General features: G+C 66.1%; 19 protein-coding genes and 1 pseudogene. All 20 read left to right on the top strand.

Annotated features, from left to right (window positions below):
• The first annotated feature begins 32 nt into the window (after positions 1-32).
• The 20 genes and pseudogenes from KI242_RS03325 (at position 33) to ureC (ending at position 20,526) form a co-directional block, all read left to right on the top strand.
• Positions 33-527, top strand: a complete 495-nt coding sequence (locus tag KI242_RS03325) for a copper chaperone PCu(A)C (RefSeq protein WP_244868163.1) — start codon at positions 33-35, stop codon at positions 525-527.
• Positions 528-582: 55 nt separating this feature from the next.
• Positions 583-993, top strand: a complete 411-nt coding sequence (locus KI242_RS03320) for a DUF2946 domain-containing protein (protein WP_011059017.1) — start codon at positions 583-585, stop codon at positions 991-993.
• 88 nt (positions 994-1,081) lie between these two features.
• Positions 1,082-3,214, top strand: a complete 2,133-nt coding sequence (locus KI242_RS03315) for a TonB-dependent copper receptor (protein ID WP_212805899.1) — start codon at positions 1,082-1,084, stop codon at positions 3,212-3,214.
• A gap of 99 nt (positions 3,215-3,313) precedes the next feature.
• Complete coding sequence (locus KI242_RS03310) at positions 3,314-4,696, top strand: PepSY domain-containing protein (RefSeq protein ID WP_210482717.1); 1,383 nt, start codon at positions 3,314-3,316, stop codon at positions 4,694-4,696.
• Positions 4,697-4,851: 155 nt separating this feature from the next.
• The gene (locus KI242_RS03305) at positions 4,852-6,981 is read left to right on the top strand and encodes a TonB-dependent receptor (protein ID WP_212805898.1); all 2,130 of its coding nucleotides are present in this window, start codon (positions 4,852-4,854) and stop codon (positions 6,979-6,981) included.
• A gap of 41 nt (positions 6,982-7,022) precedes the next feature.
• Complete coding sequence (locus tag KI242_RS03300; protein WP_011059013.1) at positions 7,023-7,811, top strand: ABC transporter ATP-binding protein; 789 nt, start codon at positions 7,023-7,025, stop codon at positions 7,809-7,811.
• Complete coding sequence (locus KI242_RS03295; protein WP_015633976.1) at positions 7,808-8,767, top strand: ABC transporter substrate-binding protein; 960 nt, start codon at positions 7,808-7,810, stop codon at positions 8,765-8,767. The genes KI242_RS03300 and KI242_RS03295 overlap by 4 nt, the downstream gene beginning before the upstream one ends.
• Complete coding sequence (locus KI242_RS03290) at positions 8,764-9,774, top strand: iron ABC transporter permease (protein WP_011059011.1); 1,011 nt, start codon at positions 8,764-8,766, stop codon at positions 9,772-9,774. Before KI242_RS03295 ends, KI242_RS03290 begins: the two co-directional genes overlap by 4 nt.
• A 149-nt stretch (positions 9,775-9,923) precedes the next feature.
• Complete coding sequence (locus KI242_RS03285) at positions 9,924-10,223, top strand: hypothetical protein (RefSeq protein ID WP_015633974.1); 300 nt, start codon at positions 9,924-9,926, stop codon at positions 10,221-10,223.
• A 225-nt stretch (positions 10,224-10,448) separates the two neighbouring features.
• Positions 10,449-11,714, top strand: a complete 1,266-nt coding sequence (gene urtA, locus KI242_RS03280) for an urea ABC transporter substrate-binding protein (RefSeq protein WP_019094029.1) — start codon at positions 10,449-10,451, stop codon at positions 11,712-11,714.
• Between the two features lie 147 nt (positions 11,715-11,861).
• Positions 11,862-13,364, top strand: coding sequence for an urea ABC transporter permease subunit UrtB (urtB, locus tag KI242_RS03275; RefSeq protein WP_011059008.1), 1,503 nt, complete (start codon positions 11,862-11,864; stop codon positions 13,362-13,364).
• Entirely contained in the window at positions 13,364-14,443 is a 1,080-nt protein-coding gene (gene urtC / locus KI242_RS03270; RefSeq protein ID WP_011059007.1) for an urea ABC transporter permease subunit UrtC, read from the top strand. The genes urtB and urtC overlap by 1 nt, the downstream gene beginning before the upstream one ends.
• The gene (urtD, locus tag KI242_RS03265; RefSeq protein ID WP_011059006.1) at positions 14,440-15,300 is read left to right on the top strand and encodes an urea ABC transporter ATP-binding protein UrtD; all 861 of its coding nucleotides are present in this window, start codon (positions 14,440-14,442) and stop codon (positions 15,298-15,300) included. The genes urtC and urtD overlap by 4 nt, the downstream gene beginning before the upstream one ends.
• A 103-nt stretch (positions 15,301-15,403) precedes the next feature.
• Positions 15,404-16,101, top strand: a pseudogene (gene urtE / locus KI242_RS03260) (urea ABC transporter ATP-binding subunit UrtE).
• Positions 16,102-16,131: 30 nt separating this feature from the next.
• Positions 16,132-16,971: an urease accessory protein UreD gene (locus KI242_RS03255; RefSeq protein ID WP_015633968.1), complete on the top strand. Its 840-nt coding sequence runs from the start codon at positions 16,132-16,134 to the stop codon at positions 16,969-16,971.
• A 57-nt stretch (positions 16,972-17,028) separates the two neighbouring features.
• Entirely contained in the window at positions 17,029-17,331 is a 303-nt protein-coding gene (ureA, locus tag KI242_RS03250) for an urease subunit gamma (protein ID WP_011059003.1), read from the top strand.
• A gap of 9 nt (positions 17,332-17,340) precedes the next feature.
• Positions 17,341-17,874: a GNAT family N-acetyltransferase gene (locus tag KI242_RS03245; protein ID WP_011059002.1), complete on the top strand. Its 534-nt coding sequence runs from the start codon at positions 17,341-17,343 to the stop codon at positions 17,872-17,874.
• Positions 17,875-17,881: 7 nt separating this feature from the next.
• A complete protein-coding gene (locus KI242_RS03240) occupies positions 17,882-18,415 on the top strand; it encodes a GNAT family N-acetyltransferase (RefSeq protein WP_011059001.1) in 534 nt (177 codons plus the stop codon).
• Positions 18,412-18,717 (top strand): urease subunit beta, encoded by a 306-nt coding sequence (locus KI242_RS03235; RefSeq protein WP_011059000.1) that lies wholly within the window; start codon positions 18,412-18,414, stop codon positions 18,715-18,717. Before KI242_RS03240 ends, KI242_RS03235 begins: the two co-directional genes overlap by 4 nt.
• Positions 18,718-18,825: 108 nt before the next feature.
• On the top strand, positions 18,826-20,526 hold the full coding sequence (gene ureC / locus KI242_RS03230; RefSeq protein ID WP_011058999.1) for an urease subunit alpha: 1,701 nt from the start codon (positions 18,826-18,828) through the stop codon (positions 20,524-20,526).
• Positions 20,527-20,549: the final 23 nt, after the last annotated feature.

Raw genomic sequence — 20,549 nt, 5'->3', positions numbered from 1 at the left:
TCTGCGTCTTTGAATCGTTCTGGAGAACTCACATGTCCAAACCATCCCTGGTCAAGCAATCCCTGCTGCTGGCCGCACTGCTGCTGCCTGCCTGTTTCGCCACCGCCCACGACTACAAGGCCGGTGACCTGCAGATCGCCCATCCCTGGTCTCAGGAACTGCCGCCGAACGCGCCCACCGTGGCCGCCTACTTCGTGGTGCACAACCCGGGCAAGAGCGCCGACACCCTGCTCAGCGTCGACTCGCCGATCGCCGGCAAGGCCGAGCTGCACGAGCACGTCAAGCAAGGCGACATGATGAAGATGCAACAAGTGGCCAAGGTGGCGGTGCCCGCCGGTGGCGAGGCGACCTTCGCCCCCATGGGCTACCACGTGATGTTGCTGGAGTTCAAGGACCGCAGCCTGCTCACCGACGGCAAGCGTTTCCCGCTGACCCTGCACTTTGAAAAAGCCGGTGACGTCACGGTCGAAGTGGCGGTGCAGAAGCAGGCGCCGGACGCCATGCAAGGGCATATGCACGCCCAGTAAGCACTGACCGGCCCTCTCCGTGAACGCCCCGCACGCGCCTGGCCGCAGGCGGTCCGTGCCGCGCCGCGACTCGTCTGGAGTCCGCCGCGGCAGCTGGATCAGCCTGTTCGCCATGCTGATGATCTTTATCGGCCCGCTGATTTCCCAGTCGATGCCGATGGATCACGCGATGCCGATGAACATGTCCGTTTCCATGGACATGGGCGACGCTGCGCCCGGCTGCCACGGTGAAGGCCCGCACCACGCACAGAAGGGCAGATCCCAGGGCGAAGAGCATGTGCTCTGGGAAAAATGCGGCTATTGCAGCCTGCTGTTCAATTGCCCGGCGCTGCCTTCGGCGCTGTCGTTCGCCGCTCTGTTCACGCCGCCCACACCGTATTTCCTGATCCCCGCCACGCGCCTGGGCCACGCCCGGCAGACCGTGTTCCCCGGCGCCCTGACCCGCGCCCCACCGTTCCTCGCCTGAGTCTTCAGCTCATCTCACACGGCCGGCTGTCAGCGCGACAGACGCGTACCTGCGGCCGTGTCATTCAAGACCGAACGATGGAACATCTATGTTTTCTGCCGACTCTCGCCTGGGCGTTGCCCAGCCACTCAAGACCTTCGCCCTGAACCCTGCGCGCCAGCACTTCAACCGCGCCCTCGCGGTCCTCTGCGGCGCTCTGCTGACGCCCCTGGCGCTGGCCGACGATGCCGCAACGGACCACTCCCGGCACAGCACCGAACTGAGCCCGACGGTGATCACCGCCATCGCCCCCAGCTCGCCCCTGACCGTGGTCACCAACCCCAAGGACCCGCGCCAGCCGGTGCCGGCCAGTGACGGCGGCGACTACCTCAAGACCATTCCCGGCTTTGCGCTGGTACGCAACGGCGGCACCAACGGCGACCCGGTGCTGCGAGGCATGTTCGGCTCGCGGCTGAACATCCTCACCAACGGCGGCATGATGCTCGGCGCCTGCCCGGGCCGCATGGACGCGCCGACCTCTTATATCTCTCCGGAAACCTACGACCGGCTGACCGTGATCAAGGGCCCGCAGACCGTGCTCTGGGGCCCGGGCGCCTCGGCCGGCACGGTGCTTTTCGAGCGCGAACCGGAACATTTCGGCGAACTCGGCACCCGGGTCAATGCCAGCCTGCTGGCCGGCTCCAACGGGCGCTTCGACAAGACCCTGGATGCCGCTGCCGGTGGCCCCCTGGGTTATGTACGGGTGATCGGCAACACCGCCCACGCCGACGACTACCGCGACGGCAACAATGACACCGTGGCCTCGCGCTATGACAAGTGGAACGGTGACGTGGCCCTGGGCTGGACCCCGGACGCCGACACCCTGCTGGAACTCACCGCCGGCAAGGGCGATGGCAAAGCCCGCTACGCCGGGCGCGGCATGGACGGCTCGCAATTCAAGCGCGAAAGCCTGGGCCTGCGTTTCGAGAAGTCCAACCTTGGCGAGGTGCTGGACAAGGTCGAGGCCCAGGTCTACTACAACTACGCCGACCACGTGATGGACAACTACAGCCTGCGCACCCCATCCGGCACCGGAATGATGGCCGGCCCCATGGCCTCCAACGTCGACCGTCGCACCCTCGGGGCGCGGATCAAGGCCACCTGGCGCTGGGCCGACCTGCAGTTGATCGGCGGCCTGGACGCCCAGACCAACGAACACCGCAACCGCGCCAGCAGCGGCGTCGACACCTACAAGGAGCTGCCTCGCACCAAGGACGCCGACTTCCACAACTACGGGGCCTTCGGCGAGCTGACCTGGTACGCCGCCGAGCGTGACCGCATGATCACCGGCGCGCGCCTGGACCGCGCCTCGGCCAAGGACTACCGACAAAGCATCGGCTCGGGAATGATGACCCGCTCCAACCCCACCGCCGGCGACACCCGGGCCGATACCCTGCCCAGCGGCTTCGTGCGCTACGAGCATGACCTGGCCGACAGCCCGACCACGCTCTACGTCGGCCTTGGCCACACCCAGCGCTTCCCCGACTACTGGGAGCTGTTCTCGCCGAAAATGGGCCCGGCCGGCTCGGTGAACGCCTTCGATTCGATCAAGCCGGAAAAGACCACCCAGCTCGACTTCGGCCTGCAATACCAGGGTGAAGACCTGGAAGCCTGGGCCTCGGGCTACATCGGCCAGGTGCGCGACTACATCCTCTTCGACTACAACTCGAAAATGATGGGCATGAGCACCTCTCGGGCCGAGAACATCGACGCCCGGATCATGGGCGGCGAACTGGGCGCGGCCTACAAGCTGACCTCCAACTGGAAAGCCGACGCGACCCTGGCCTACGCCTGGGGCAAGAACAGCAGCGACGGCAAGGCCCTGCCACAGATGCCGCCGCTGGACGCGCGCCTGGGCCTGACCTACAGCGAGGACGACTGGAGCGCCGGGGCCTTGTGGCGCGTGGTCGCCGCGCAGAACCGGGTGGACCTGAACAAGGGCAACGTGGTCGGCAAGGACTTCGGCAAGAGCGGCGGCTTCGGCGTGTTCTCCCTCAACGGCGCCTACCGGGTGACCAAGAACCTCAAGCTCAGCACCGGGGTCGACAACCTGTTCGGCAAGGCCTACGCCGAGCACCTGAACCTGGCGGGCAATGCCGGCTTCGGCTACCCGGCGACGGACCCGCAAGCCATCAAGGAACCGGGGCGCACGCTCTGGACCAAGGTTGACCTGAGTTTCTGATGCCCCTTCGCCGGCACGCCGTCTCCTTGTCGCAGGAGCCGGCTTGCCGGCGAACAGCCCCCATAAGAAAAGATCCACAGCCCTGCGGAGCCTTCCCCGATGAACCGACCCAAAGTGTCTTTCTACAACCTGGCCTGGCGCTGGCATTTCTACGCCGGGCTGTTCGTCGCCCCCTTCATGGTGATGCTGGCCCTGACCGGCATCGTCTACCTGTTCAAACCGCAGCTGGACCCGCTGATGTACCCCAGCCTGCTCAAGGTGCCTGCCGCCCACCACAGCCTCAGCGCCGATGAGCTGTTGCAACGGGTTCAGGCCGCCTACCCCCAGGGCCATATCAAGCAGTACCTGCCCCCAGTGGATGCCGAGCGCAGCGCGCAGTTCGTGGTGCAGCACAAAGGCCAGGAACTCAATGTATTCATCGACCCCTACCACGGCGACGTGCTCGGCGAGCAGGATGCCAAGGGCAACCTGCAGGCCATGGCCCGGGCCATTCATGGCGAGCTGATGATCGGCACCCCGGGTGACCGGCTGGTGGAACTGGCCGCGAGCTGGGGCATTGTCCTGGTGGTCTCGGGCCTGTACCTGTGGTGGCCGCGGGGCAAGTCTTCGGCCGGGGTACTCTGGCCACGCTGGAGTGCCCGCGGCCGCCTGTTCTGGCGTGACCTGCACGGTGTGCTGGGTTTCTGGGGCTCGGCCTTCCTGCTGCTGATGCTGCTCAGCGGCATGACCTGGACCGGCTTCTGGGGCAAGCAGTACGCCGACCTGTGGAACCGCTTTCCGGCGGCCATGTGGAACGAGGTGCCGACCTCCGACCAGCAGGCCGGAGAGCTCAACAGCGCCAGCCGCCAGACCGTGCCCTGGGCCCTGGAAAACACCCCCATGCCGATGTCCGGCGACCACGCCGAGCACATGGCCCACAACGCCGGCAATACCGCTCCGGCCGTCCCCGCCATCAGCCTGCAGGCGGTGCAGGACATCGCCCGTCAGCGCCAGGTCGAAGCGGGCTACAGCATCACCCTGCCGAGCACGGCGACAGGGGTATTCACCATCGCCGTATTCGCCGACGACCCGCGCCACGACGCCACCCTGCACGTCGACCAGTACAGCGGCCAGGTGCTCGCCGATGTGCGCTGGAAGGACTACAGCAACGTGGCCCGGGCCACCGAGCTGGGAGTGATGCTGCACGAAGGCAAGATGTTCGGGCGCTTCAACCAGATCCTGGTGCTGGTGGTGTGCCTGATGATCCTGCTCGGCGCCGTGAGTGGTCTCATCATGTGGTGGCAACGACGGCCCCAGGGCCGGCTCGGCGTACCACCACTGCGCCACGACCTGCCACGCTGGAAGACCGCAATGCTGGTCATCGGCCTGCTGGCCCTGGCCTTCCCGCTGGTGGGGGCTTCGCTGGTCGTGGTCTGGCTGCTGGACCGCCTGCTGCTATCGCGCTGGAACCGTGATCCTGAATCAGCCTCATCTTCAACATGAATCAGCCGAGATGCGCATTCCAGAGGGCTCTGTACACTCCGCGCGCTTCAGTCGCGCACAGTTATAATGTTACTTTATAACGCCTAGTGTAAGATCCCCGCCCGCAGCCTCATCCGCTGCGGGCAACCCTCTGGAAGAAGTGATTCACCGTCCCGATGAACAAGTACCTGCTGCCCAGCCTCTGCCTGATGGCCCTGACTTCCCCGGCCCAGGCCGACGACTCCGCCCTGACCCTGCCCACCGGCACCATCTCCGCCGCCGCCAGCGAAGCCGACGACAGCATCAGCCTGGCCACCCCCACCAGCGCCGGTTCGCGCCTGGGCCTGAGCGCCCTGGAAACCCCGGCCAGCACCGACAGCCTGAGCGGCGATCGAATCCGCGCCCGGGGCGATCGGAGCATCCAGGACGCGGTATCGCGCAGCGCCGGCATCAGCCGCACCGGCACCCCGGGCGACGGCGGCACCTCGCTGTCGGCACGGGGCTTTACCGGGCAGAGCTCGGTGATGCAACTGTATGACGGCAACCGCATGTACACCGGCATGGGCACCGTGACCTTCCCGGTGGACACCTGGGCGGTGGAGCGGGTCGACGTGCTGCGCGGCCCGGCCTCGGTGCTGTACGGCGAAGGCGCCACCGGTGCGGTGATCAACACCGTTGCGAAAAAGCCGTTCAGCGGCGAAATCGAAAACCACCTGCGCCTGGGCTACGGCTCCTTCGATCGCCAGCAGCAGGCCCTGGACAGCGGCGGCTCCCTGAGCGACACCCTGAGCTACCGGCTCAACCTCAACCGCGAACGCAGCAACGGCTGGATCGACCGGGGCGATTCCTCCGGCGACTTCGTCAGCGCTGCCCTGCGCTGGCAGGCCCGTGACGACCTGGCCTTCACCCTGGCCCACGACTACGGCGACCAGAACCCGATGAACTACTTCGGCACGCCGCTGATCGACGGGCGTTTACACAAGAGCCTGCGGGACAAGAACTACAACGTCGGCAACGACAAGCAGCACTACAACGACCAGTGGACCCGCCTGACCAGCCAATGGCAGATTTCCGACAACCTCAGCGCCAGCAACGAGCTGTACTACCTCAAGGCCCAGCGCCGCTGGCAGAACGCCGAGAGCTACAACTTCAACAGCCTGGGCCGGCAACTGACCCGCAGCGGCAACTTCGGCATCGGTCACCAGCAGGAACAGGTCGGCGACCGCCAGACCTTCACCTTCAAGCACTCGCTGCTGGGCCTCGACAGCCAGACCCTGACCGGGGTCGACTACAACCGCATCCGCTTCCACATGAAGAGCAACTCGCCCTTCATCGACAGCTTCAGCAACGGTCAGCCGGTGGACCTGTACCACCCGGCCCCGGGCGACTTCGCCAGCGACAGCCCCTACCGCGACCAGTTCAAGACCACCACCAGGCAGATGTCGGTGTTCGCCGAAAACCGCCTGCAGCTCAGCGAGCGCTGGTCCCTGGTGAGCGGTGTGCGCCGCGACTACGTGCATATTGATCGCGATGACTTGAAGGACGACAGCCGAAGCGACAAGACCCTGACCGGTAACAACTGGAAGGCCGGGCTGGTGTTTGCGGTGACCCCGGACACCTCCCTCTATGGCCAGTACTCCACCAGCACCGACGGTGTCGGCGGGCTGATTTCCCTGAGCAAGAGCCAGCAGCAATTCGACCTCTCCAGCGCCAGGCAGACCGAGATCGGCCTCAAGCAGATGTTCTGGGACCAGCGCGGCGAATGGACCCTGGCGGCCTACCACATCGTCAAGAAGAAGCTGCTGACCGATGTCCCGGGCGACCCGGACCTGAAACAGCAGGTGGGCCAGCAATCCTCCAACGGCCTGGAAGCCAGCCTGGACCTGCAACTGCCCCGCGCCTGGCAACTGCAGGCCAACGCCGCCATCGTTCGCGCCCGGTACGACGACTTCCAGCAGGACGTCGACGGTGTGCAGGTCTCCCGCGACGGCAAGCGCCCGGTGGACGTGCCCCGGCGCACCGCCAACCTGTGGCTGAGCAAGGCCCTCGACGATGACCTGCGGGCCGGCGCCGGAGTGCGCTACGTAGACGCACGCTACGCCGACATGGCCAACCGGAATCAGTTGCCCAGCTACACCGTGGTGGATGCCGCGCTGTCGTGGAAAGCCCTGCCCAGCACCACCCTGGGCCTGCAATTGAACAACCTGTTTGACCGCCAGTACGCGCAAAGCCAATACAATGACGGCCAGCAATGGATACTCGGCGAGCCGCGCTCGTTCTTCGTCACCGCTGACTACACCTTTTAACCTCACCTGCGGCCACCGCGCGGGGACCACACGGATACGGCATGACCTCGCTGAACCTCACCAACCTGGCCTGGACACCCTTGGGCCAGGGCCACTGCCACCACCAGTTCCAACTGCGTGAGGCCAGCCTGCAGGTGGCGGCCGGCGAGTTCGTCGGCCTGATCGGGCCCAACGGCAGCGGCAAGACCAGCCTGTTGCGCTGCGCCTATCGCTTCAGCAAGCCGCAGCAGGGCGAGGTGCAGCTTGAGCATCAGAATGTGTGGAAGCAGTCGCCGCGCTGGTGCGCGCAACGCATCGCCGTGGTCCTCCAGGAGTTTCCCGACGCCTTCGGCCTGACCGTGCAGGAGGTGGTCGCCATGGGCCGCACCCCGCACAAGGGCCTGTTCGACGGCGACACCCAGGACGACCGGCGCATCGCCCGCGAGGCCCTGGAATCGGTGGGCCTGCTGGGCTTCGAGGATCACGCCTTCGCCACCCTGTCCGGCGGTGAGAAACAGCGGGTGATCCTGGCCCGCGCCCTGGCCCAGCAACCCCAGTTGCTGATCCTCGACGAGCCCACCAACCACCTCGACCCGCGCTACCAGCTGGAGTTGCTGCAGCGGGTCAAGCGCCTGGGCATCGGTACCCTGGCGAGCATCCACGACCTGAACCTGGCCGCAGCCTTCTGCGACCGCCTGTATGTCCTCGACCATGGGCGCATCGTCGCCAGCGGCACGCCCGGCGAGGTGCTCACCGTCGAGTTGCTGCGCAACGTCTTCGGCGTCGAGGCGCTGATCGACGCCCATCCCCTGTCCGGCTACCCACGAATCACCTGGATCACCCAACCATGACCTTGCGCTCCCTGCTTCGCTCCAGCCTGCTCCTGGCCCTGTCTCTGGGGGCCGCCCAGGCCTTCGCCGAGGCCACCCATTACCCGCTGACCATCACCAGCTGCAACCGCGAAGTGACCTTCAAGCAAGCGCCGAAACACGCCCTCAGCCATGACATCAACATGACCCAGATGATGCTCGCCCTGGGGCTCAAGCCACGCATGGTGGGCTACAGCGGGATCAGCGGCTGGAAGGCCGTGACCCCGCAGATGAGCGCCCTGCTCGACGGCCTGCCGGAACTGGCGGCCAAGTACCCGTCGGTGGAAACCCTGCTCAATGCCAACGTCGACTTCTTTTTCGCCGGCTGGGACTACGGCATGCGCGTGGGCGGCGACCTCACGCCCCAGACCCTGGCGCCGCTGGGGATCAACGTCTACGAGCTGACCGAGTCCTGCGCCTTCGTGATGAAGCGCCCGGCCGCCAGCCTCGAGGACACCTACACCGACCTGCGTAACCTCGGGCGGATCTTCGACGTGCAGGATCGCGCCAACGCCCTGATCGCCCGGATGCAGGAGCAGGTGGCCCAGGTACAGAAGGACCTGCCCAGGGACAAGCCGCGGGTATTCCTCTATGACAGCGGCGAAGACCGGGCCATGACCTCGGGCCGCCTGGGCATGCCCCAGGCCCTGATCGACGCGGCCGGCGGGCGCAATATCCTCGATGACGTCGACGCCAGCTGGACCCGGGTCAACTGGGAAACCGTGGTCGAGCGCAACCCGCAGGTGATCGTGATCGTCGACTACAGCGAAGTCAGCGCCGAGCAGAAGCAGCAGTTCCTGCTGAACAACAAGGCCCTGCAAGGAGTCGATGCGATCAAGAACCAGCGCTTCATCGTCATCCCCTATGTGCAGGCCACGCCGGGCATCGACAACGTGCTGGCGGTGGAAACCCTGGCCAAGGGTTTCCACGGCGAATGACCAGTCCCCGCTATGCCGCACTGTTGATGGCCCTGGGCGCCCTGCTGCTGGCGTCCTGCGTGGTGTCCCTGGGCTTTGGCCCGGCGCGGGTGCCGGTGGAGGTGGTGGGGCGCATTCTGTTGCACAAGGCCCTGGGCCTGGGCGTTGTGGACTGGAGCCCGGGCCAGGAGCACATCGTCTGGCTGATCCGCGTGCCGCGCATGCTCCTGGGGGCCCTGGTGGGTGCCGGGCTGGCACTGATCGGCGCGGTGCTGCAGGCGGTGACCCGCAACCCGCTGGCCGACCCGCACCTGCTGGGGGTGACCTCCGGCGCCACCCTCGGTGCGGTGATCGTGGTGCTGCACCTGGGCCAGGTCATCGGGCTTTTGACCCTGCCCCTGGCGGCCTTTGTCGGCGCCCTGCTGAGCATGGCGCTGGTGCTGGGGATCGCCGCCCGCAACGGCCGCCTCGACAGCGACCGGCTGTTGCTGTGCGGGGTGGCGGTGTCGTTCGTGATGATGGCCGCGGCCAACCTGCTGCTGTTCATGGGCGACCACCGCGCCAGCTCCGCAGTGATGTTCTGGATGCTCGGCGGCCTGGGCCTGGCGCGCTGGGAACTGCTGGCGATCCCCGCCGCCAGCGTGCTGCTGGGGCTGGTGTTGCTGCTGGGCATGGCGCGCCCGCTGAACGCCCTGATGGCCGGCGAGCAGACCGCCGTGACCCTGGGGCTGAACGCGCGCAATGTGCGCCTGAAGGTGTTCCTGATTGCCTCGCTGATGACCGGAGTGCTGGTGTCCATCAGCGGCTCCATCGGTTTTGTCGGGCTGATGGTGCCGCACATTGCCCGGCGCCTGGTGGGCGCCGAACACCGCCGGCTGCTGCCGGTGTGCGTACTGCTGGGCAGCGTGTTCCTGGTCTGGGTGGATGTGGCTGCGCGCACCCTGATCGCCCCCGAGGACCTGCCCATCGGCGTGGCCACCGCGGCCATCGGCGGGGTGTTCTTCATCGGCCTGATGCGCCGCCGCTGACTGTGCCCGCCTCTGTAGGAGCCGGCTGGCCAGCGAAGGCGCCCGTGAGCCTTGTGCAAGGTTCAAGGGCCTCTTCGCTGGCCAGCCAGCTCCTACAATCGTCGCCCTTGCTTTAAGATCGCGCGCTTGGATCTCTCAGGATGAGTCTCATGTTCAGAACCGCGCTCCTGGCCTTGCTGCTCGGCACCTCCCTTGGCGCCGTGGCCGACACCTCTGTCGACGTCTCGAAAATCTACGGCAACATCCAGATCGTCAACAGCTTCCCCGACTACAAGGTCAAGGTGGTGAACTCCTTCCCCGACCTGAAGGTGAAGCAGGTCAACTCCTTTGCCGACGCGCCGGGCAAGTGGAAGATCGTCAACAGTTTTCCCGACTACAAGATCCAGATCGTCGACTCCTTTCCCGACTTCACCATCAAATATGTCGATTCCTTCCCGGGCGTGAACTGAAGCCACGCCCAGGCCACGGCTGCCGCCCAGCGGCAGCACCACAATGACGCACCCCGGCGCACCAGCCCCTTGCCCAAGCCTCGTCTTGGGGCATCACCTCCCCCGCCCGCGCCGTTAAAGCGACGTTTTCATGCCTTGCGCCGACTCGGCACACCCCTTGCAAAACAGCCCTTCAGCAGTCCGCATCTACCACCTGAAAAATCAAGAGTTCATGGAGATCGCACAATGAAGCGTCGTAGTTTGCTCAAGGCTTTCACTCTCACGGCAAGCATTGCCGCGATGGGCATGACCTGGACCGTCCAGGCCGCCGAAACCATCAAGGTGGGGATCCTGCACTCGCTGTCGGGCACCATGGCGATCTCCGAAACGTCCCTCAAGGACATGGCGCTGATGACCATCGACGAAATCAACGCCAAGGGCGGGGTCAACGGCAAGCTGCTGGAACCGGTGGTGGTGGACCCGGCCTCGAACTGGCCGCTGTTCGCCGAGAAGGGCCGCCAGTTGCTGACCCAGGACAAGGTGGCGGTGGTATTCGGCTGCTGGACCTCGGTGTCGCGCAAGTCGGTGCTGCCGGTGTTCGAGGAGCTCAACGGCCTGCTGTTCTACCCGGTGCAGTACGAAGGCGAAGAGATGTCGCCCAACGTCTTCTACACCGGCGCCGCGCCGAACCAGCAGGCGATCCCGGCGGTGGAATACCTGATGAGCGAGGACGGCGGCAGCGCCAAGCGCTTCTTCCTCCTGGGCACCGACTACGTCTACCCGCGCACCACCAACAAGATCCTGCGTTCGTTCCTGCACTCCAAGGGCGTGGCCGACAAGGACATCGAAGAGGTCTACACCCCGTTCGGCCACAGCGACTATCAAACCATCGTCGCCAACATCAAGAAGTTCTCCGCCGGTGGCAAGACTGCGGTGATCTCCACGGTCAACGGTGACTCCAACGTGCCCTTCTACAAGGAACTGGCCAACCAGGGCCTGAAAGCCACCGACGTGCCGGTGGTGGCCTTCTCGGTGGGCGAGGAAGAACTGCGCGGCATCGACACCAAGCCCCTGGTGGGCAACCTCGCGGCCTGGAACTACTTCGAGTCGGTGGATAACCCGGTGAACCAGAAGTTCGTCGCCGCCTGGAAGGCCTACGCCAAGGCCAAGAACCTGCCGGGCGCGGACAAGGCGGTGACCAACGACCCGATGGAAGCCACCTACGTCGGCATCCACATGTGGGCCCAGGCGGTGGAGAAAGCCAAGTCCACCGATGTCGACAAGGTTCGCGAGGCCCTGGCCGGGCAGACCTTCGCCGCCCCTTCGGGCTACACCCTGACCATGGACAAGACCAATCACCATCTGCACAAGCCGGTGATGATCGGCGAGATCCAGCCCGACGGTCAGTTCAACGTGGTCTGGCAGACCGAAGGCCCGATCCGTGCCCAGCCCTGGAGCCCGTTCATCCCGGGCAACGACAAGAAGCCGGACTACGCGGTCAAGAGCAACTGATCCGAACCTGACGCCTTCCCCGTAGGAGCGAGCTTGCTCGCGACGAGGTCCGCAGGACCTCCAACGAAAACCGCCCGGCTGGCCGCTGCGCGGATCGCGAGCGAGCTCGCTCCTACAGGTTATCCGGGCGCTTTCAAGGACACCGATATGCCCACTGCCCTCTACCGTTTGATCCTCGCCGGCCTGCTGTTACTGCCATGGACGGCCCAGGCCGGGGATGCCGAAGACTTCGTCGCCGGCAACTCCGGCGAGCAGGCCCGGCTCCTGGAAACCTGGGCCGCGCAGCCCGACCCGGCGCGCCTGGAACTGCTCAACGCCCTGCAGCAGGGCCAGTTGAACATCGCCGGCGAAAGTAGAACCCTGCGCCTGAACAACCGCCTGCGGGGCCTGATCGACAGCGCCCTGGCCAGCCACCAGTTGCTCGCCAGCGACGCCAACAGCCGTCTGGCCGCCGCCCGCCAACTGCAGAAAAGCGCCAAGCCGGCGCAACTGAAATTCCTCGATGCCCGACTGGCCGCCGAGCAAGCCCCGGACGTGCACGATGCCCTGAGCCTGGCCCTGGCCAACCTGCAACTGGTGGACAGCGACCCGGCGGTGCGCCTGGCCGCCGTGCGCCTGCTGGGGGAAACCGGCGACCCGCTGGCCCGTACCCGCCTCGAAGGCCTGCTCGAACCCGGGGTCGAAGCCGATGCCGCGGTACGCACCGCGGCCGAAACCAGCCTGGCCCAGGTCAAGCGCAAGCTGCTGGTGGGCGAAGTGCTGGGCCAGGCCTTCAGCGGCCTGTCCCTGGGTTCGATCCTGTTGCTGGCGGCCCTGGGGCTGGCCATCACCTTCGGCCTGCTGGGGGTGATCAACATGGCCCACGGCGAGATGCTGATGCTCGGCGCCTACGCCACCTATGTGGTGCAGTTGCTGTTCCAGCGCTACGCCCCGCAGGCCATCGAGTACTACCCGCTGCTGGCACTGCCGGTGGCGTTCTTCGTCACCGCCGGGATCGGCATGGCCCTGGAGCGCACGGTGATCCGCCACCTCTACGGCCGGCCCCTGGAAACCCTGCTGGCCACCTGGGGCATCAGCCTGATGCTGATCCAGCTGGTGCGCCTGCTGTTCGGCGCGCAGAACGTCGAAGTGGCGAACCCGGCCTGGCTCTCCGGCGGCATCCAGGTGCTGCCCAACCTGGTACTGCCCTACAACCGCATCGTGATCATCGCCTTCGCGCTGTTTGTCGTGGTGCTCACCTGGCTGCTGCTGAACAAGACCCGCCTGGGCCTGAACGTGCGCGCGGTGACCCAGAACCGCAACATGGCCGCCTGCTGCGGCGTGCCCACCGGGCGCGTGGACATGCTCGCCTTCGGCCTCGGCTCGGGCATTGCGGGCCTGGGCGGCGTGGCCCTGAGCCAGATCGGCAACGTCGGCCCGGACCTGGGCCAGAGCTACATCATCGACTCGTTCCTGGTGGTGGTACTCGGCGGGGTCGGGCAACTGGCCGGCAGCGTGCTGGCGGCCTTCGGCCTGGGGGTGGCGAACAAGATCCTCGAACCGCAGATCGGCGCCGTGCTCGGCAAGATCCTGATCCTTGCGCTGATCATTCTGTTTATCCAGAAACGCCCGCAGGGACTCTTCGCACTGAAAGGACGGGTGATCGACTGATGAATCAACCACTGCTCATTACCGCCACCCAGAAAGCCGGGCCCAGGGTCACGATCACCGTCGGGGCGTTGCTGCTCCTGGTGCTGCTGGCCCTGCCGCTGCTGTCGCTGCTACCGGCGGACAACCCGCTGCAGGTCTCGGCCTACACCCTGACCCTGGTGGGCAAGATCCTCTGCTACGCCATCGTCGCCCTGGCCCTGGATCTGGTCTGGGGCTACGCCGGGCTGCTGTCCCTGGGCCACGGCCTGTTCTTCGCCCTGGGCGGCTACGCCATGGGCATGTACCTGATGCGCCAGGCCGCCGGGGATGGTCTGCCGGCCTTCATGACCTTCCTTTCCTGGAGCGAACTGCCCTGGTACTGGGCCGGCACCGAGCATTTCCTCTGGGCCCTGTGCCTGGTGGTGCTGGCCCCGGGGCTGCTGGCCCTGGTGTTCGGCTTCTTCGCCTTCCGCTCGCGGATCAAGGGCGTGTACTTCTCGATCATGACCCAGGCCCTGACCTTCGCCGGGATGCTGCTGTTCTTTCGCAACGAGACCGGCTTTGGCGGCAACAACGGCTTTACCAACTTCCGCAGCATCCTGGGCTTCGGCATCACCGAACCGGGCACCCGGGCGGTGCTGTTCCTGGCCACGGTGGCGCTGCTGGTGGGCAGCCTGTACCTGGGCTGGCGCCTGGCCCGAAGCAAGTTCGGCCGGGTGCTGACGGCCCTGCGCGACGCCGAGAACCGCCTGATGTTCTGCGGCTACGACCCGCGCGGCTTCAAGCTTTTCGTCTGGGTCCTGAGCGCCGTGCTGTGCGGCCTGGCCGGGGCCCTGTACGTGCCCCAGGTGGGCATCATCAACCCCAGCGAAATGTCCCCCACCAACTCCATCGAGGCCGCCGTGTGGGTCGCCCTGGGCGGGCGCGGCACGCTGATCGGCCCGCTGCTGGGGGCCGGTGTGGTCAACGGCATGAAGAGCTGGTTCACCGTGGCCTTTCCCGAATACTGGCTGTTCTTCCTCGGTGCGCTGTTCATCGTCGTGACCCTGTACCTGCCCAAGGGCGTGATCGGCCTGCTGAACAAACGAGGTGAACAATGAGAGTCACAGCAACGGCGGACTTCATGCTCGAACCCATTCTCGACACCAACAAGGACGCCGGCACCAGCCGCGACGCCATCGGCCTTGGCCACGCCGCCGGCAAGGGCCTCAACACCCGCCACGGCACCATCCTGACCCTGGAGGACATCAGCGTCAGCTTCGATGGTTTCAAGGCCCTCAACGACCTCAACCTGTACATCGGTGTCGGCGAGTTGCGCTGCATCATCGGCCCCAATGGCGCCGGCAAGACCACCCTGATGGACGTGATCACCGGCAAGACCCGCCCCTCCCGGGGCAAGGCCTGGTTCGGCGAAACCCTGGACCTGACCCTGATGAGCGAAGTGCAGATCGCCCAGGCCGGGATCGGCCGCAAGTTCCAGAAACCCACGGTGTTCGAGGCCCTGAGCGTGTTCGAGAACCTGGAGCTGGCGCAGAAGACCGACAAGTCGGTGTGGGCCAGCCTCGGGGCACGCTTGAGCACAGAACAGCAGGACCGCATCGCCCAGGTGCTGGAGACCATTCGCCTGAGCCCTTCGGCTCAACGCCAGGCGGGCCTGCTGTCCCACGGCCAGAAGCAGTTTCTGGAGATCGGCATGCTGCTGATGCAGGACCCGCAACTGCTGTTGCTGGACGAACCGGTGGCGGGTATGACCGACGCCGAGACCGAATTTACCGCCGAGCTGTTCAAGACCCTGGCGGGCAAGCACTCGCTGATGGTGGTGGAACACGACATGGGCTTTGTCGGCTCGATTGCCGACCACGTCACCGTGCTGCACCAAGGCAGCGTGCTGGCCGAAGGCTCCCTGGAACAGGTGCAGGAAAACGAACGGGTGATCGAGGTTTACCTCGGCCGTTAGCGCAACCGCCGTTCGCCGGCAAGCCGGCTCCTACCCCTCCCGCAGGAGCTGGCTGGCCAGCGAAGACCGCCCCGCAATCCCCACAAAACTCGAGTACCCGACCATGCTCCAAGTCGACCAGTTGCACCAATACTACGGCGGTAGCCACATCCTGCGCGGCCTGAGCTTCGAGGCCCGGATCGGTGAAGTCACCTGCCTGCTGGGGCGCAACGGCGTGGGCAAGACCACCCTGCTCAAGTGCCTGATGGGCCTGCTGCCGGCCAAGGAGGGCGCGGTCAACTGGGAGGGCCGGGGCATCACCGGCTACAAGCCCCATCAGCGCGTCCACGCCGGGATCGCCTACGTGCCCCAGGGCCGGGAAATCTTCGGCCGCCTGACCGTGGAGGAAAACCTGCTGATGGGCCTGTCCCGCTTCCCCGGCTCCCAGGCCAAGGAAGTGCCGGCCTTCATCTACGAACTGTTCCCGGTGCTGTTGCAGATGAAGCAGCGCCGTGGCGGCGATCTCTCCGGCGGCCAGCAGCAACAACTGGCCATCGGCCGGGCCCTGGCCAGCCGCCCGCGCCTGCTGATCCTCGATGAGCCCACCGAAGGCATCCAGCCCTCGGTGATCAAGGAGATCGGCGCGGTGATCAGCAAGCTCGCGGCCCGGGGCGACATGGCGATCCTGCTGGTGGAGCAGTTCTACGACTTTGCCGCCGAACTGGCCGACCAGTACCTGGTGATGTCCCGGGGGAAATCATCCAGCAGGGCCGCGGCGAAAATATGCAGGCCGAGGGTGTACGCGGCCTGGTTACGATCTAATCTGTAGCCTCCTAACGATAACGACCCAGCATGAACCTACCTGCCGCCACCGCCCTGTTCACTCCCAGCTGGCACGCCGAACTGGAGCTGGCCTATGCCCGTTGCGGCGCCACCACGCGCCCGGTGCTGCGCCGCCACCTGGGCCCGCTGCGGGTGCAGAAGCACCTGTATGCCGAAGGCCCCGAGGTTTGCCAGCACATCATCGTCCACCCGCCCGGCGGCATTGCCGGCGGTGATCGGCTGGCCATCAGCGCCCGGGTCGACAGCGGGGCCTGGGCCCAGTTGACCAGCCCCGGGGCGGCCAAGTGGTATCGCGCCACCGGCCCGGCCAGCCAGGCCCTGAACCTGCAGGTAGCGCCGGGCGCGACCCTGGAGTGGCTGCCCCAGGAAACCATCGTCTTCAGCGCTGCCCAGGCCGAGCTCACGACCCGCATCGAATTGCAGGGCGATGCCCGGCTGTTCTACTGGGACATCATTGCCCTGGGGCGCCCGGCCAGTGGCGAGCGGTTCGAGCAGGGCCATTTCCAGGCCCACCTGGACCTGTACCGCGACGGCCGGCCGCTGTGGCATGAACGCCAGCGCATCGGCGGTGGCGACGGCCTGCTGGATTCCCCCATCGGCCTGGATGGCCAGCCGGTGTTCGCCACCTTGCTGGTGACCGGTGAAATCGACAGCGAACTGCTGGAACGCTGTCGCGCCCTGGCACACCCGGTACGCGGCGACCTGAGCCAACTGCCGGGCCTGCTGGTGGCCCGCTGCCTGGCCAGCGAAGCTCTGCAGGCCCGGGCCTGGCTGATCGAGCTGTGGCGCCTGCTGCGCCCGGCGCTGCTGGGCCGCGAAGCCAGGCCACCCAGAATCTGGAACACCTGACCCGCATGCCCTTTTCCACTGCACCTTTTTCTACTGCCTGACAACGGATTGACCACGATGGATCTGACCCCACGCGAAAAAGACAAGCTGCTGATCTTCACCGCCGGCCTGGTGGCCGAGCGGCGACTGGCCCGCGGCCTCAAGCTCAACTACCCGGAAACCATGGCCTATATCTCCGCGGCGCTGCTCGAAGGCGCCCGGGACGGGCAGACCGTGGCCGAACTGATGCACTACGGCACCACCCTGCTCAGCCGCGAGCAGGTGATGGAAGGCATCCCGGAGATGATCCCGGACATCCAGGTGGAAGCCACCTTTCCCGACGGCACCAAGCTGGTCACCGTTCACCAACCCATCGCTTGAGGCCGTGCCATGACCTATCGCATCCGCGATGCCCTGCATGCCGACCTGCCGGCGATCCGCGACATCTACAACGACGCCGTGCTCAACACCACGGCGATCTGGAACGAGCAACCGGTAGACCTGGGCAACCGCCAGGCCTGGTTCAGCGCACGCCAGGCCCAGGGCTATCCGATCCTGGTGATCATCAACGCCGAGGAGCAGGTGCTCGGCTACGCTTCCTTCGGCGACTGGCGGCCTTTCGACGGCTTCCGCCACACCGTGGAACATTCGGTCTATGTGCGCAGCGACCAGCGCGGCAACGGCCTGGGCCCGCAGTTGATGGCGGTGCTGCTGGAGCGCGCCCGGGGCTGTGGCAAGCACGTGATGGTGGCCGCCATCGAGAGCGGCAACAGCGCCTCGGTCCGTCTGCATGAGCGCCTGGGGTTCATCAGCACCGGGCAGATGCCTCAGGTGGGCACCAAGTTCGGGCGCTGGCTGGACCTGACCTTCATGCAGCTGATTCTCAACCCCGGGGCGCAACCGCCCGCCCCGCACAAGGAGTGAAATCTCGATGAACGCCGCCCAACTGCGCCTTGTCCATGGAGAAAGCTTTGCCCATTACCGTCAGGGACTGATCGAGTTGCTGCTGGACTCGGTGCAGCACGGTGCGTCCATCGGCTTCATGGCCGATCTCGACGACAGCCAGGCCCGCAGCTACCTCAGCAGCGTGCAGGCCGGGGTCGAGGACGGCAGCCTGCTGTTGTGGGTGGTGGTACGCGACGAGAAAGTCCTGGCCAGCGTGCAACTGGCCCTGTGCATGAAGGCCAACGGGCGCAACCGCGCCGAGGTGCAGAAGCTCCAGGTCCTGCACAGCGCCCGCCGCCGCGGCCTGGGCCAGCAGTTGATGAATGCCCTGGAACAGGCCGCCCGCCAGCACAAGCGCGGGCTGCTGTACCTGGACACGGAGGCCGGCTCCGCGGCGGAAGAGTTCTACCGCGCCCTGGGCTATACCCGGGTCGGCGAACTGCCCAACTACTGCCAGAGCCCGGACGGCACCTATACCGCCACCGCCATCTACTTCAAGACCCTGGGACAACCCCTATGATTCCTGGCCAATACCAGATCCAGCCCGGCGAGATCGAACTCAACGCCGGGCGCCGCACCCTGCGCCTGAACGTATCCAACAGCGGCGACCGGCCAATCCAGGTCGGCTCCCACTACCACTTCTTCGAAACCAACGACGCCTTGACCTTCGACCGAGCCGCCAGCCGCGGCATGCGCCTGAACATCGCCGCCGGCACCGCGGTGCGCTTCGAACCGGGCCAGACCCGGGAAGTGGAACTGGTGGAACTGGCCGGCAAGCGCCGGGTATTCGGCTTCGCCGGGCGGATCATGGGCGACCTCTGATCCCTCGACCCTACGCACGTAGGAGCCAGCTTGCCGGCGAATGCGGTCTTTCGGGCCCCTTCGCCGGCAAGCCGGCTCCTGCAAGACCTGTTTTTGTAAGGAGCTGCGATGAAGATTTCCCGTGAAGCCTACGCGGACATGTTCGGCCCCACCGTGGGCGACAAGGTGCGGCTGGCCGACACCGAGCTGTGGATCGAAGTGGAGAAGGATTTCACCACCTACGGTGAAGAAGTGAAGTTCGGCGGCGGCAAGGTGATCCGTGACGGTATGGGCCAGAGCCAGTTGCTGGCCGCCGAGGTGGTGGACACCCTGATCACCAACGCCCTGATCATCGACCACTGGGGCATCGTCAAGGCCGACGTCGGCCTCAAGGACGGGCGCATCGCCGCCATAGGCAAGGCCGGCAATCCGGACATCCAGCCCGACGTGAACATCGCCATCGGCGCCAGCACCGAGGTCATCGCCGGTGAGGGCATGATCCTCACCGCCGGCGGCATCGATACCCATATCCACTTCATCTGCCCGCAGCAGATCGAAGAGGCGCTGATGAGCGGCGTCACCACCATGATCGGTGGCGGCACGGGACCTGCCACCGGGACCAACGCCACCACCTGCACCTCCGGGCCCTGGCACATGGCGCGCATGCTCCAGGCGGCGGACGCCTTCGCCATGAACATCGGCTTTACCGGCAAGGGCAACGCCAGCCTGCCCGAGCCGCTGATCGAACAGGTCAAGGCCGGGGCCATCGGCCTCAAGCTGCACGAGGACTGGGGCAGCACCCCGGCCAGCATCGACAACTGCCTGAGCGTGGCCGATGAGTACGACGTGCAGGTGGCGATCCACACCGACACCCTCAATGAATCGGGCTTCGTCGAAACCACCCTGGGCGCCTTCAAGGGCCGCACCATCCATACCTACCACACCGAAGGCGCCGGCGGCGGCCATGCCCCGGACATCATCAAGGCCTGCGGCCTGGCCAATGTGCTGCCCAGCTCCACCAACCCGACCCGGCCCTTCACCCGCAACACCATCGACGAACACCTGGACATGCTGATGGTCTGCCATCACCTGGACCCGAGCATCGCCGAGGACGTGGCCTTCGCCGAAAGCCGCATCCGCCGGGAGACCATTGCCGCCGAGGACATCCTCCACGACCTGGGCGCGTTCTCGATGATCAGTTCCGACAGCCAGGCCATGGGCCGGGTCGGCGAAGTGGTGACCCGCACCTGGCAGACCGCCGACAAGATGCACAAGCAGCGCGGTCCGCTGCCGGGAGACGGCCCGGGCAACAGCAACTTCCGGGTCAAGCGCTACATTGCCAAGTACACCATCAACCCGGCGATCACCCACGGCATCAGCCATGAGGTGGGCTCCGTCGAAGTGGGCAAGTGGGCCGACCTGGTGCTCTGGCGCCCGGCGTTCTTCGGGGTCAAGCCGACCCTGATCCTCAAGGGCGGGGCCATTGCCGCCAGCCTGATGGGCGACGCCAACGCCTCGATCCCGACCCCGCAGCCGGTGCACTACCGGCCGATGTTCGCCAGCTTCGGCGGCAGCCGTCACGCCACCAGCCTGACCTTCATCAGCCAGGCGGCACTGGAGGCCGGGGTGCCGGAGCAGTTGGGGCTGAAAAAACGCATCGCCGTGGTCAAGGGCTGTCGCAACGTGCAGAAAACCGACCTGATCCACAACGACTACCTGCCGGATATCGAAGTCGACCCGCAGACCTATCAGGTCAAGGCTGATGGCGTCCTGCTGTGGTGCGAACCGGCGGACGTGCTGCCCATGGCCCAGCGCTACTTCCTGTTCTAGGGCCGGTCCACCACTGGGCAGAG

This window comes from Pseudomonas sp. Eqa60, from assembly GCF_018326405.1.
Classification (GTDB): Bacteria; Pseudomonadota; Gammaproteobacteria; order Pseudomonadales; family Pseudomonadaceae; genus Aquipseudomonas; species Aquipseudomonas protegens.
This window is presented reverse-complemented; position numbering and strand designations above follow the sequence as displayed.